This is a genomic window from Eubacterium sp. MSJ-13, assembly GCF_018918235.1.
Classification (GTDB): Bacteria; Bacillota; Clostridia; order Lachnospirales; family Lachnospiraceae; genus Butyribacter.
The window spans coordinates 1-15,694 of record NZ_JAHLQE010000013.1; the positions used below are offsets into that span (position 1 = coordinate 1).

9 protein-coding genes are annotated in these 15,694 nt (G+C 38.8%); 1 reads left to right on the top strand and 8 read right to left on the bottom strand.

Annotation, left to right across the window (positions count from 1 at the left end; genetic code table 11):
- Positions 1–569 precede the first annotated feature (569 nt).
- From KQI69_RS00575 to KQI69_RS00590, 4 genes are all read right to left on the bottom strand, one after another.
- Positions 570–1,349 (bottom strand): carboxymuconolactone decarboxylase family protein, encoded by a 780-nt coding sequence (locus KQI69_RS00575; protein ID WP_216563341.1) that lies wholly within the window; start codon positions 1,347–1,349, stop codon positions 570–572.
- Between the two features lie 27 nt (positions 1,350–1,376).
- Positions 1,377–1,847 carry a flavodoxin gene (locus KQI69_RS00580; protein WP_216563342.1) on the bottom strand — a complete coding sequence of 157 codons (471 nt, stop codon included), beginning with the start codon at positions 1,845–1,847 and terminating at the stop codon, positions 1,377–1,379.
- Positions 1,848–2,192: 345 nt separating this feature from the next.
- A complete protein-coding gene (locus KQI69_RS00585; RefSeq protein WP_216563343.1) occupies positions 2,193–3,083 on the bottom strand; it encodes a LysR family transcriptional regulator in 891 nt (296 codons plus the stop codon).
- 131 nt (positions 3,084–3,214) lie between these two features.
- On the bottom strand, positions 3,215–4,822 hold the full coding sequence (locus KQI69_RS00590; RefSeq protein ID WP_216563344.1) for a hypothetical protein: 1,608 nt from the start codon (positions 4,820–4,822) through the stop codon (positions 3,215–3,217).
- Positions 4,823–5,065: 243 nt separating this feature from the next.
- Here KQI69_RS00590 and KQI69_RS00595 point away from each other — a divergent pair, with 243 nt between their 5' ends.
- A complete protein-coding gene (locus tag KQI69_RS00595; protein ID WP_216563345.1) occupies positions 5,066–6,055 on the top strand; it encodes a YafY family protein in 990 nt (329 codons plus the stop codon).
- Positions 6,056–6,123: 68 nt separating this feature from the next.
- Here KQI69_RS00595 and KQI69_RS00600 read toward each other — a convergent pair whose 3' ends face one another.
- The 4 genes from KQI69_RS00600 to KQI69_RS00615 form a co-directional block, all read right to left on the bottom strand.
- Positions 6,124–6,867 (bottom strand): prolipoprotein diacylglyceryl transferase family protein, encoded by a 744-nt coding sequence (locus KQI69_RS00600; RefSeq protein WP_216563346.1) that lies wholly within the window; start codon positions 6,865–6,867, stop codon positions 6,124–6,126.
- Between the two features lie 2 nt (positions 6,868–6,869).
- Positions 6,870–7,451, bottom strand: coding sequence for a hypothetical protein (locus KQI69_RS00605; RefSeq protein WP_216563347.1), 582 nt, complete (start codon positions 7,449–7,451; stop codon positions 6,870–6,872).
- A gap of 203 nt (positions 7,452–7,654) precedes the next feature.
- Positions 7,655–11,458, bottom strand: coding sequence for a DNA-directed RNA polymerase subunit beta' (gene rpoC, locus KQI69_RS00610; RefSeq protein ID WP_216563348.1), 3,804 nt, complete (start codon positions 11,456–11,458; stop codon positions 7,655–7,657).
- 10 nt (positions 11,459–11,468) lie between these two features.
- Complete coding sequence (locus tag KQI69_RS00615; protein ID WP_216563349.1) at positions 11,469–15,374, bottom strand: DNA-directed RNA polymerase subunit beta; 3,906 nt, start codon at positions 15,372–15,374, stop codon at positions 11,469–11,471.
- Between the last annotated feature and the right edge of the window lie 320 nt (positions 15,375–15,694).

A 15,694-nucleotide genomic window follows, 5' to 3' on the forward strand; every position in this document is an offset into this window, starting at 1 on the left:
TTATCGCTTTGTTGCGACAGCGATATTTATCTTACAACATCTTTTCGACATTGTCAAGAACTTTTTTCATTTAATTCCGTCATCTTCAGACAAAATCAAATCATTTTTTTGCTGTGCAATCTCTCAACTGCGACAACAGATAAAATACTATCACATATTCGATATCATGTCAAGAACTTTTTTGTTTTAACAAAATCCTGTTTCTCAAAACCACTCAGACCGGATATGTATATTTTCTTATAGTGAACTACCCATCACCTAAAGGTAATGGGCTTCTAAGAGCCTGACGGCTCTATTTAAGAAGTCTGATATTTAAGTTTCCACCTATTACTAGGCAACCCTTATTCTTACAGGCGTGTCCACTTCGCCTCTACTGTATAGGATACTCATATCCACAACGCTACTTATCATGATGCCATTCATCCCACGACCTAAAAAGTCATAGGTTTTCTGGCTAATTTATTATAAATCTTCACCGTTGCACAAGCTCTCACTTTCCAGTCGTCTTTGTGCGACAGCGAAGACTATATTATCATACCATATATGCTATGTCAATAACTTTTTTAAATTTATTTTGATTTCTTATTTGCACTCGCATACTGCTCATCTGATACCTCTTCACACCACTCATTAGAGCAATCCTCTCCCGGAACTTCGATTGCAAGATGAGAGAACCATTCATCCTCTGCTGCCCCATGCCAGTGTTTTACCTCAGCCGGAATGTTAATGCAGTCGCCAGGCTTCATCTCTACTGCCTCTTTTCCTTCCTCCTGATAATATCCGCGACCGGCAACACATACAAGTATCTGTCCTCCACCACTCTTTGCATGGTGAATATGCCAGTTGTTTCTGCATCCCGGTTCAAATGTTACATTAAACACACCAACCTGTTCTGTCGATACCGGTGCAAGATAACTCTTTCCTATAAAGTATTGTGCAAACGCATCGTTAGGTGCACCAATAGGAAATACCATAGATTTAGCGTGTGCTCTCATAGCTTCATCCTCATATGGCAGATCACCTTCATTTACGCTCCACACCTCTTTTGCGAGATTAAATACAGCCCATGCCTTAGGCCAGCCTGCATAAAATGCCGTATGTGTGATTATAGCTGCTATTTCCTTCTGTGTTACTCCATGATCTTTAGCATTCTGAAGATGAAATTTAAGCGATGAGTCAGTGATTCCCTGCGACATCAACGCTACAACCGTTATGATACTTCTTGTTTTAACATCTATATCTGTATTATTCCAATTTTCACCAAAAAGAACATCGTCATTAAAATGTGCGAATTGAGGTGCAAACTCTCCCAGTGCATTCCTTCCTGCTGTCTGTATTATTTTAGCCATATCGAATAACCTCCTATATGATATTATCTATATTGTCTTTAACCAGCTTTCGATTTCCTGTTTATTTGCATTGTTAAGCAACTTCCCCTCCACAATATCAGCGTTAGGTGCAGATGGTTTAAGTTCACTTACAGTATTTCCAAATCCGCTTCCACCTGAAGTTGCAAAAAGAGTAATCTTCTTACCCGAAAAATCATATGCTTCCAAAAATGTATTTATAATAGTAGGTGCTACATACCACCAGATAGGGAATCCAAGTATGATTTCATCATAATCTGCCATTTCAATGTCATTTGTAATGATTTCAGGTCTGATCTTTTTGTCCTTCATCTCCACACTACTTCTTGATTTTTTATCCATCCAGTTTAAATCAGCCTTTGTGTATGCCTCTTTAGGCTTAATCTCATAGAGATCATAACCTGAAACTTCTGAAATCATTTCAGCAACTTTTTCTGTTACTCCGCTCGCACTAAAATATGCAACTAATTTTTTTGACATAAATTTCGCCTCCTAAATTTTTATAAATTTTTTGATACTACTTATTGAGTCAAACGAATATTTGCAATCTGTTCTGCTACTTGCTCATAACACTATTAGCTGCTATCGCAGCATATCAGAAGGGGCTTGCCATCCATTCTGATACAAATCATCCACACTTATTACTTTACGCAATAGAAGTGGAAAACTTCCTTGATAGTGTTAAAAAAATAAATGTACAGAACATTCTTATAACATATCCTGTACATTTATTATAATATTCTTTATTTTGTCATGTCTAATACTTATAATATATATTGTATTATGCTCGAAAAGCATAACAATTCATATCCCCATAGATTCCCGTCAACAAAAACATTCTTTTTTAAAAGCATTTATCTCATCAATAAACTTATTAACCGGCTGAGAATAAGGTATATTTCTCCTCCATGCAAGAACTGTACTTGAATTTATCTCTGGATAAAGTTTTTTTTGAACAAGCAGATTGCTTCTCCAATATCGCGCCGCTCCCTCTATCGAAACAGGATATCCAAGACCATGTATTGCCAGAACCCCAGCATTTGTTCCGAGGTTACTTGTAAATGCTACATGAAGTTTGTCTGCATCTTTTCCAAACCAGTTTTGAAGTTCATTCTGAACCCCGGCACGCTCCGGCAAAATAAGAGGAACATTTAACAGATCAGCCTTTGTTATATATTCTTTTTTTGCAAGCGGATCATCCGGTCTCATACCTACAACCCAATGGTCACTGTCCCTAATACTGATATACTCCAATCCTTCCTTGTTTACAGGCTCCATAAACAGACCTACATCCACCAGTCCTTTATTCATCATCTCATATACGATATCCGCTGTCCCCGTATGAACCACTATCTGAACCATTGGATATTTTTTCCTGTAACGCCCACATATCTCAGCCATAGTTTCGACTGCTGCAAACTCACCACAACCAATAGTTACCTTACCTTCCACCACTTCATTATTGCCCTTAAATTCATCAAGTATCCTGTCCTCAAGGTCGATTATCTCCAAAGCCCTCCTTTTAAGAAGAATACCTTCATCCGTAAGGGTGATGCTGCGGCCTCCCCTGTTAAAAAGAACCGTACCCAGTTCATCCTCAAGGGCTGCAAGCTGTCTTGAAAGTGTCGGCTGTGTTATATGCAGCACAGCCGCAGCATTTGTAAAACTCTGTTCTTTTGCAACAGTCAAAAAATAATGTAATACTCTTAAATCCATATGTACTTACCTTTTATACTTTTATATAAAATTTTTCTTGTATTGCTAATATCTGCATATTTTTTGCACATATTATTTTATAAATATTAAAACTTATTTTATCATAATATTATCAGTGATGTTTTTTAATATTATTTTTTTCTGAAAAAACCACCAAATAAACCACCAGCCTTTCCTTTTTCAATTTTTCCACGCTGTTTTTCTATGTAATGTATGGCATCTGAGGCCTCGTCCTCTGTTATTCCCACCTTTGGAAGAAATTCAGCAAGTAAATTGTATGCATTATTTATATCGTCCATTGTTTCATAGTTCAGTTTCTTTACAAATTTTAATGCTCTGCATGCACCTGCCTCCTGTCTGTCCACAGTCTTAAACAATCCTACATTACAAAACTGCTCATCAAACTTAACCAGATAACCGTCCATCTTCTTTATATATTCTGCCGCAATCTCAGACTTAAATCTGGCTGAAAATTCCTCTTTTTTTGCCTTTAAATCTGCTTCATAATCAAGAAGATCATCGTCCAAAGGTGCTCTGACATCTTTCATAAATTCATGGATTTCAGGAAGTTCTCCCCTTGACTGATCCGCACTTTCACGAGTCATGCACACTATATTTTCAACTGTTCTATACTGTGTATCAAATTCTTCCAGACGCTTATTTATATACTTCATACATTCAAGTTCATCTGACACCTCAAGTTTAATATCTTTACAGTAATTTATCAGTTCTTCCTTCGCCTTTACAGCATCTTCTTCTGTCTCTCCCTGATGTTCTTTCACATAAGCTAAGGCAACATTATCTTTTGAATCCTCAAGACTTACTCCAAAATAATCAGATAATTTTTTTATTTTACCATCCTTATCCCCGTATTTTTTCATAAGATGGATATATATATCTTTTTCATAACACATTCCGATAAATGTTTCCTGATACACTTTACTTTCTTCTGATGCAGGAATTGCGCCGCTCTCAAGATTATTAAGCATACGTTTTCCCTTTTCTATAGTCTCAGAAACAGGCATGCCCCATTCCACATTGCCAGCACAGTCAGTCATAAGTTCTATCAATACATAATGAAATGAAAATACGCTGGCATACACTCCATTAACAAGTGTTCCTTTTAACTCAGGCTTTTCAAAAAGTTTTATAAGCCTATTATTTGCACTTGACTCATCTATTTTATTTCCTGCTGCATTTACCGCTGAATGTGCAAGTCCTATTCCCCAGTTGACAATACTTGCCTCTGCCTGATCTGCCATCGCATCAAGCCATCCTCCGCCAAATGTTGCAACATCATAACGACTGCGGCTGTTTTTTCTTTCTTCACGACACTGACGATTATGCTCAAATTCTCCAACAATCTCATAAATCCACGAAGTCACCTTATCATATGCATCATCAAATCCTTTCATTCCGCCAAGCTCAGATAATTTCTTATAAATTGCCTCAGAATCATAGTCATATTTCCCCATACTTATCAGGTCATTTTTCATATTTTCAACAGCTTCTGATGCTGCCACCTTGAAATCTCTCTCTCCAAATTCACATATATCATTGCAGTCTGCATATTTATCATATAATTCACCATACTTCTCAGACGCAGCCTTTGCCAGTTCCTGATATTTCTTACGCAATGATGCATACATATTCTTTTCCGATGACACTACAACTTTGCCAAACGGACTATCAAATTCTACCTCATGATTCTCCTGTTCAATTATTTCTCTAACCTGCATATTATCCCTCTTTTCCGTATACTATTTTTTACTTTATTGAGTCCACTCCGACACCCTGCTTTAGCTTTAAGCATTGCTCATCTTTACTTTAATGATACTCATACGATTGGACAAAAATTGTCTAACTGAAATTTTATCTGTATTTTTTTTGCCAAATATCTTAAAATGTATAATGCTCATAATAAAAAACTAAAATTAACTGTTAATAAGAATTTTGTAAAACAAATAGAAATGAGGATTAAAATGGAAGTAGATAAAAAAGACAGGATGCTTGAGATATTTTTTCGTTTAATGAAGGGCGAGGATATAAGTGCCCAGAAACTTGCGGCAGAATATGATATTTCTTCACGCAGCATATCCCGTGATATAACATCTCTGAAAACTTTTTTTGATCTCAATTATGACAAACTCGGAAAACCCGAGCTTGTTTATAATAATGCCTCAAAAACATATCATCTCAATATGGACAGTTTTATTACAAACGCAGAACTTCTTTCACTCGCCAAACTGCTGGTAGGATGCCGTGCTTTTTCAAAAGAAGAACTTCACACATTTATAGATAAATTAAAATCGCATACCACGCCCCAAAACCGCAGTAAACTTAACAACCTTCTTTACAAAGAGCTAAATCATTACACAGAGGTTCACCACGATTGTGAAAGTCTTATCGAGCTTATATGGAATTTAACAGAACATATAGAACAACGCCGCTATATTACGATTACATATCTTAAAATGAACCGCCAAAAAGTAACTCATAAAATAAAGCCGTTATCTCTTATGTTTTCGGAATACTATTACTATCTTATCGCCTATGAATGTGATGTCCCTGACCAATATGAACCACACTTCTTCCGCGTTGACCGCATAATTCATATTGTCGCACACAGGGAGCATTTTTCTCTCAGACAAAGTCAGGAAATTGATGACGGCATTGTCAGAAAAACAAATCATCTTATGTTTCCGGGCAAAACACAGAAAATACGCTTTGCTTTTTCAGGGCCTTCCGTACAAGCCGTTCTTGATAAAATACCATCATCGAAAGTTATAGCTGTCGAAAATGGCGAAAATATTGTTGAAGCTGATATTTATGGTGACGGTATACGCATGTTCCTGCTAAGTCAGGGCTCGTGGGTGAGAGCGTTAGAGCCTGAGGAATTTGTTCAGGATATGAAAGCTGAGGTTAAACGGATGTATGAGGGGTATTTTGTTACTAATAATTTGCAGGATTAACATAAAGTGTCAAGCCTGTGCTGATATTTATAAGTTTACAGGATTTTTATAGATACTATATAAACTTATCATTCAAAAACTCTTGAATGATTAACATATCTCATTTTTATATATTTCACTGCATACACAATCAAAATAGTCAAAGAAATCCATTGTGCCGTAGACACTCCAAAATATATTCCTCTGATTTTGTCTCCACGCATAAATTCATCTGTAAACCTGATAACAGCGTATGTTACAAGATAGATTTTTAATAGATCTACCTGTTTATTTCTTTTACTGATTACCCAGATTACAATAAACAAAATAAATTCCGCCAGAGATTCCATAAGTTGTACTGGTATTCTTGTAAATTCCATTGGTCCTACAACTATTGGCGAAGATAATGTTTTTCCATAGCAACATCCCGCAAGGAAACAGCCTATTCTGCCAAATGCATGAAATAACGGCATTGCAGGAACCGATATTTCAAATACCTTTCTTCGCATATCTGTATCTTTTCTTGTCAGTAACATTAAAGTAAATATAACTCCAAACAATCCACCATAAAATACAAATCCACTCTGTGGAACAAGCAACAGCATATTTACTACTGAAAAATTCTTTATCAGCCATGGTATCTGCGTTATCGCAAAAAGGACTTTACTGCCAACTATTCCGCCTATTAGACAAAAGAAAAACATCTTCAAAAAATTAGTAAACTCTATTTCATATTTATCTATGTGTAAAAATATAAAACACACCGATAAAAATCCTCCAATCAACGCCATAACCATATATGACGGTAATATAATATGAATATATGGATACATTTTTACTCTACTCCTGTTAAATACTCTAAACTGTACATACCACTTGTATTGTTTCTTTCTTCTTCATCCGCACAATTAAGGCTGACACAGCCATTAGAACATCCTATCTGAAACTCTAATACGTCATCTCCTTTAGGATAATTTGCAGAGCCAAAAAACATTTCTCTCTTTTTCTCACCCCCATCTCTATATTTTCTACAACCATTATAGCAGCTCTTTTGACTTTGATTGCAACCCAAACAACCTAAACAACCGCCACCATAATATCTTACATCACATGCATGCATACCATATGCTTCTTCACTCTTTGCATCTGCATTTTCCTTTGCTGTACCAAAACTTGATACACATTTTACAGACTGTGACCAAAGCGGAATATTACACCCTTTTCCCGATGTTAAAATCCCCCCACAGCCCGGGACTGACAATCCTAAACTTCCACTTTCTCCACCACCACATCTTATTTTTTCGCAGCCACCACAGCCTCCACAACCTGTCAGGCAAAACATTGCCATTAAAGCAACAAACATCAACATAATGATAAAAAATTGTTCAATCTTTGATTTTTCATTTAATTTTTTCATCATAATCTCCTTAACTATGTATTTTATTATTCTTATCTTTTAAGATATCCTAATTATACTCTTTAAGTCGATAAATGTCTTATGCTGACAGCATAATAAGCACGAGAAATCAACGCAAAAAAGGCTGACAACCAGCGAAAAATCACTGACTGTCAGCCTTTTTATACTATACGATAATAAATTCAAATTATAATAACCAAATATTAATCGTCTAATTCAGTTGTTGTTGAAAATACAAGTTCCCCGTCATCATCTGACTGAAGCAAAGAATCTGTTTCATCTTCCACACTCTCAGGTTCTATCTCTTTTTCAACAGACCTGTTCTTCTCTTTTGCCTTTTCTTTGGCTTCCTGCTCTGCTGCTTCCTGTTTAGCTCTGTTGCGTTCTTCAATCATCTTTTCTGCTGCTTCATCACAATCAAGCTTAACTTCACGATAGCATTTCATTCCTGTTCCGGCAGGTATAAGTTTACCAAGGATAACATTTTCCTTAAGTCCAACAAGTGGATCTATCTTGCCCTTGATAGCGGCATCTGTAAGAACCTTAGTTGTCTCCTGGAATGATGCTGCTGAGAGGAATGAGTTTGTTGCAAGCGATGCCTTTGTGATACCGAGCATGCACTGCTGTCCTGTAGGAGCTTCTTTTCCTTCTTCTGTAAGTCTTTCCACTTCATCTTCAAATTCAAGTGCATCGACCATTACACCAGGTAAGAACTCCGAATCTCCTGCTGTCTCGATACGAATCTTTTTAAGCATCTGACGAACGATAACCTCGATATGCTTATCGTTAATCTCAACACCCTGTAAACGGTAAACTCTCTGTACTTCACGAATCATGTAATCCTGAACGGCACGAACACCCTTGATTGCAAGGATATCATGTGGATTTACACTACCTTCTGTAAGCTCATCACCTGCTTCGAGAACTTCACCTTCTGTTACTTTTATACGAGAACCGTAAGGGATAAGATATGCTCTCTCATCTTTAAGTTCATCATTTGTTATTACAACTTCACGTTTTTTCTTTGTATCACGAATAGAAACTCTACCGCCAATCTCTGCGATAATCGCAAGTCCCTTTGGCTTACGAGCCTCAAAAAGCTCCTCGACACGAGGAAGACCCTGTGTGATATCATCTCCGGCTACACCACCACTATGGAATGTACGCATAGTAAGCTGTGTACCAGGCTCACCGATAGACTGTGCGGCTATGATACCTACTGCCTCACCGACCTGAACAGGTTCACCTGTTGCAAGGTTTGCACCGTAACACTTAGCACAAACACCGACATGTGATTTACATGTAAGGATTGTACGAATCTTAACTTTTGCTTTTGCTCTATTTTCAGCGATTTCTTTACGCTGGCATACGAGAGCGGCACGCTTTGGTGTGATCATGTGGTTTGCTTTTACGATAAGCTCTCCATCATCACTATAGATGTCCTCACATGCAAAACGTCCTGTGATTCTCTCCTGAAGTTCCTCGATAACATCCTTTCCGTCTGTAACCGCAGAAATCTCCATACCTGAAATCTCTTTTCTATTTGTACAGCAGTCAATCTCACGAATGATAAGATCCTGTGATACATCAACAAGACGACGTGTAAGGTATCCTGAATCGGCTGTACGAAGGGCTGTATCTGACATACCCTTTCTAGCACCATGTGCAGAAATGAAGTACTCCAATACGTCAAGTCCCTCACGGAAGTTTGACTTGATAGGAAGTTCGATAGTACGTCCTGATGTATCTGCCATAAGTCCACGCATACCTGCAAGCTGTTTAATCTGCTTATCAGAACCACGGGCTCCGGAATCCGCCATCATGAAGATGTTGTTATATGCATCAAGTCCTGTAAGAAGCGCTTTTGTAATCTCATCATCGGCCTGCTGCCAAACTTTGATAACACCCTTATATCTCTCTTCTTCAGTAAGGAAACCACGACGATACTTTCTTGCTATCTGCTCTACTGTCTTTTCAGCTTCAGCAAGAATCGTCTTTTTCTCCTCTGGCACTGTCATGTCAGAAATAGAAACTGTCATGGCTGCGCGTGTTGAGTATTTATAACCAATTGCCTTAATAGCATCCATTGTTTCTGCTGTACCTGTTGCACCATGTGCATTGATACATTTCTCAAGAATCTGTTTAAGCTGTTTCTTTCCTACATGGAAATCAACCTCAAGTTTAAGGAAGTTTGCAGGATCAGTTCTGTCTACAAATCCCATATCCTGTGGAAGAATCTCATTAAAGATAAATCTTCCAAGTGTTGAACAGATGATTCTTGACTCTGTCTCTCCCTGAGCATTGATACCTGTTCTGCGGACATTTATTCTCTCATGGAGACAGATCTCATGATTTTCATACGCTGTTATAGCTTCCTCGATAGATTTATAAAATCTGTAATATCTCTCCGGATGCTTATCTGCATCAGGATCGTCGATATCAGCAGGCTTTGTTCTCGAAAGTTCCGGACGCTCCTGTGTAAGATAATAGATACCAAGTACCATATCCTGTGAAGGAACGGCTACCACACCACCGTCTGAAGGTTTCAGAAGGTTGTTTGGTGATAACAGAAGGAAACGACACTCTGCCTGTGCTTCAACAGAAAGAGGAAGATGAACAGCCATCTGGTCACCGTCGAAATCGGCGTTGAACGCTGTACAAACGAGCGGATGAAGTTTAATAGCCTTACCTTCAACAAGGATAGGCTCAAATGCCTGAATACCAAGTCTGTGAAGTGTAGGGGCACGGTTAAGCATTACCGGATGCTCACGGATAACTTCCTCAAGTACATCCCATACCTCTGTCTGAAGTTTCTCAACCATCTTCTTAGCCTGTTTGATATTGTGTGCTGTTCCGTTAGCAACAAGTTCTTTCATAACGAATGGTTTGAAAAGCTCGATAGCCATCTCTTTTGGAAGACCACACTGGTAAATCTTAAGTTCAGGTCCTACTACGATAACTGAACGTCCTGAATAATCAACACGCTTACCGAGAAGATTCTGACGGAAACGTCCCTGCTTACCTTTAAGCATATCTGAAAGTGATTTGAGAGGTCTGTTTCCAGGACCAGTAACAGGACGGCCACGACGACCATTGTCAATAAGAGCATCTACAGCTTCCTGAAGCATTCTCTTTTCGTTTCTGACGATAATGTCAGGTGCTCCAAGTTCAAGAAGTCTCTTAAGACGGTTATTTCTATTTATAATACGACGATATAAGTCGTTCATATCTGATGTTGCAAAACGTCCACCATCAAGCTGTACCATAGGACGAAGATCAGGAGGGATAACCGGAATAACTGTAAGTATCATCCACTCAGGCTTGTTTCCTGACTCTCTGAATGACTCTATAACTTCAAGTCTCTTGATGATACGTGCACGCTTCTGACCTGATGCATTTTCAAGTTCTGCTTTAAGTGTTACAGACTCTTCCTCAAGGTCAATGTTCATAAGAAGCTCCATAATGGATTCTGCACCCATTCCTGCACGGAACGCATTGCCATATTTTGCCTTTGCTTCCTGATATTCAGCCTCAGATAATATCTGTTTCTGCTGAATTCCTATATCAGGAGCTGTCTCAAGTACGATATATGAAGCAAAATATAATACCCTCTCGAGGTTCTTTGGTGATACATCAAGGATAAGTCCCATACGGCTTGGGATACCCTTGAAATACCAGATATGTGACACAGGAGCTGCAAGTTCAATGTGTCCCATACGCTCACGACGAACGCTTGACTTTGTAACTTCAACACCACACTTATCACAAACTACACCTTTATAACGGATTTTCTTGTACTTACCACAATGACACTCCCAGTCCTTGCTAGGTCCAAAAATCTTTTCACAGAAAAGACCATCTTTTTCCGGTTTTAAGGTTCTATAATTTATTGTCTCAGGCTTCTTAACCTCGCCTCTTGACCATTCTCTGATCTTTTCAGGCGAAGCAAGACCAATCTTAATAGCATCATAAGTGATGTGCTTTTCTGCTTTATTAGTCTCTGACATAGTAACCTCCTTAGTCATCAAATACTGAATCTGTATCAACCATAGTTGCACCAAATGCATCTTCAAGTTCATCAGGAGTACCCTCGATATAACCTGCTGATGCGTATGACTCACCATTGTCAAATGCGTCATATGTTTCATCATCATCAGTAAGTGATTTGATTGAATCGTTTTCAGATTCGTCAACATCCTCACCAAGTTTTACTTCGTTGCCTTCCTCGTCAAGTACCGTAACATCGAGAGCAAGTGCCTGTAATTCTTTAAGGAGAACCTTAAATGACTCAGGTATACCCGGCTCTGAAATATTGTCACCCTTGATGATAGCTTCGTAAGTCTTAACACGACCGATAACATCATCGGATTTAACAGTAAGAATTTCCTGAAGTGTATGTGCTGCTCCATATGCTTCGAGTGCCCAAACCTCCATCTCACCGAAACGCTGTCCACCGAACTGAGCTTTACCACCGAGTGGCTGCTGTGTTACCAATGAATAAGGACCTGTTGAACGTGCATGGATCTTATCATCAACAAGATGATGGAGTTTGAGGTAGTGCATGAAACCGATTGTAACAGCACCGTCAAAATACTCACCTGTACGACCATCACGAAGACGAACTTTACCATCTCTATTGATTGGAACGCCTTTCCACTGAGCACGATAAGCTTCATTTTCAACAAGATATTCCATAACATCAGGTGAAAGAATATCCTTATATTTATCAACAAAAGGAACAACTTCCTTTAAGCGTGCGATTTCCTGCTCGTCTCCATCTTCCTCTGCCTTTGCAAGCTGCTCGGCAAGTTCTTTCTGATCGAGCGGTGTATTTGCATAATCATTTGCAAGTTCAAGAGTATCCATGATATCACTCTCGTTTGCACCATCAAATACAGGTGTCGATACATTAAAGCCAAGAACTTTTGCTGCAAGACTTAAATGAATCTCAAGGACCTGACCGATGTTCATTCGAGAAGGCACACCCAATGGGTTAAGCACGATATCAAGAGGACGGCCATTTGGAAGGAATGGCATATCTTCAACAGGGAGTACTCTTGAGACGACACCCTTGTTACCATGACGACCAGCCATCTTATCTCCGACCTGAATCTTACGCTTCTGTGCAATATATATACGAACTGACTGATTTACTCCCGGTGGAAGCTCATCGCCGTTTTCTCTTGTAAATACTTTGGCATCAACGATAATACCAAACTCTCCATGAGGAACTTTAAGAGATGTATCTCTTACCTCACGAGCCTTTTCTCCAAAGATTGCACGAAGAAGTCTTTCCTCGGCTGTAAGCTCTGTCTCTCCCTTAGGAGTAACTTTACCTACAAGGATATCTCCGGCACGAACCTCTGCACCGATACGGATGATTCCACGCTCATCAAGATTTTTAAGTGCATCATCACCGACACCCGGCACATCACGAGTAATCTCCTCAGCACCAAGTTTAGTATCTCTTGCTTCTGCCTCGTACTCATTTATATGAACTGATGTGTAAACATCTTCTTTTACAAGTCTTTCACTAAGAAGAACGGCATCCTCATAGTTGTAACCTTCCCATGTCATGAAACCGATAAGAGGGTTCTTACCAAGTGCTATCTCACCGCCACATGTAGAAGGACCATCTGCGATAACCTGTCCTTTCTTTATCTCATCGCCCTTTCTTACGATAGGCTTCTGGTTCATACTTGTTCCCTGATTGCTTCGCTGGAACTTAGAAAGCTTGTATCTGTGAACATTTCCTGTTGCAGGCTTGATGATTATCTCGTTTGATGCTGAACGCTCAACGATACCGTCTTCCTCTGCAACTACACAGTTTCCTGAATCTACAGCCGCTTTCATCTCCATACCTGTACCAACCGCAGGTGCCTCAGTAATAAGAAGCGGAACTGCCTGACGCTGCATGTTTGAACCCATCAACGCTCTGTTAGCATCATCGTTCTGGAGGAATGGAATCATGGCTGTAGCTACTGAGAATACCATCTTAGGAGATACGTCCATGAGGTCTATCTTGCTCTTTGCAAACTCTGATGTCTCCTCACGGAAACGACCTGAAACATTGTTTCTCACAAAATGTCCATCCCCATCAAGCTGCTCATTAGCCTGTGCAACGATATATTTATCTTCTTCGTCTGCTGAGAGATATACAACCTCGTCAGTAACGATAGGATTTGCCGGATCAGTCTTATCAAGTTTACGATAAGGTGCTTCGATAAATCCATATTCATTTATTCTCGCATAAGATGCAAGCGAGTTGATAAGACCGATGTTTGGTCCTTCAGGTGTCTCTACAGGACACATACGGCCGTAATGTGTATAATGTACATCTCGAACCTCGAATCCGGCTCTGTCTCGTGAAAGACCACCAGGTCCTAAGGCTGATAATCTTCTCTTGTGAGTAAGCTCACTAAGAGGATTGTTCTGATCCATGAACTGTGACAACTGTGAACTTCCGAAAAATTCCTTAACTGCCGCAGTTACAGGTTTGATATTTATAAGTGACTGTGCTGTGATGCTGTTAATGTCCTGTGTAGACATTCTCTCACGCACAACTCTCTCCATTCTTGAAAGTCCGATACGATACTGATTCTGTAAAAGTTCTCCGACAGCACGAATACGACGATTTCCTAAGTGGTCGATATCATCATCTGTACCTACACCATACTCAAGATGCATGTTGTAGTTGATTGAAGCAAAGATATCTTCCTTTGTAATGTGCTTAGGAACAAGTTCAGAGATATTAAATCTGATAAGCTCCTTTATCTCCTCAATATCATCATTCTCATCAAGAATCTGCTTTAAGAGAGGATAATAAACACTCTCATGTACCTCAACCTCAGCCGGATCAACCTCTGGCAGATATGCTTTAAGGTCAACCATAAGGTTTGAAAGCACCTTTGTAACTTTTTCTTCTTTTTCAACCATTACATAAGGAACTGCTGCGTTCTGAAGCTCAGTTGCAAGTTCTTCAGTAATAGTAGTACCTGCTTCATATACCTCACCTGTTGCAGGGCTGACAGCATCCTCTGCAAGTTTGCAGCCTGTGATACGGTTTTTGAAATGAAGCTTTTTATTAAACTTATATCTTCCAACCTTTGCAAGATCATATCTCTTAGGATCAAAAAACATACCATTTAATAAATTTTCAGCACTGTCTACTGACAATGGCTCGCCTGGACGAAGCTTCTTGTATAATTCAAGAAGACCATCCTGATAGTTCTCTGTAGTATCTTTCTCGATACTTGCGAGAATCTTTGGCTCATCACCGAAAAGTTCTTTAATCTGCTCATTGCTTCCAAGGCCCATAGCTCTAAGGAATACAGTAATAGGAACTTTTCTGTTTCTATCTACACGAACATAAAATACATCATTGGAGTCAGTCTCGTATTCCAGCCATGCACCACGATTTGGAATTACAGTTGACGAATAGAGTTCCTTACCAAATTTATCATGTCCGATTGCATAATAAATACCTGGTGAACGAACTAACTGGCTAACTATAACTCGTTCAGCACCATTGATTACAAAGGTACCTGTCGCAGTCATCAAAGGAAGATCTCCCATAAAGATCTCATGCTCTTTAATTTCTTCTGTTTCCTTATTGTGTAACCTTACTTTCACCTTAAGAGGTGCTGCGTATGTTGCATCCCTTTCCTTACACTGATCGATGTCATACTTTGTCTCATCCCTGCATAAAACAAAATCCACAAATTCGAGACTGAGATGACCACCAAAATCAGAGATAGGCGAAATATCTCGGAAAACTTCTTTTAGTCCTTCGTCCAAGAACCACTGATAAGAATTAGTCTGTACCTCAATGAGATTTGGCATCTCCAGCACTTCCTGCTGTTTGGCATAACTCATTCTAACACCGTTACCTACTTTTACTGGGCGTATCCTGTTTTTCTCCATCGATGTTCACTCCTTAATTTTTTAGAGTATTTTGCAGTCTGACTATTTTTTCCATTTTTTCATTAAGGACTTTTCTTTTTTAACGAACTGTGATATAATAATTAAGAAAAGCATAAAAGTATAGTCAGCCACAATAGTGCATTTTTCATGTTAGCATTAAAGGACTGACTTGTCAAGAAATATTTTGAAATTTTGTTAAAATATGTATTTTATCAAAAGTATTGTTATTTGACAATACTTTTTTTAATTTTCGTAAAATTTCATGTAACAGTTCAGCCTTGTCATAGTCAAAAGGAAGAAATTTAAAAACTTTTTTAATA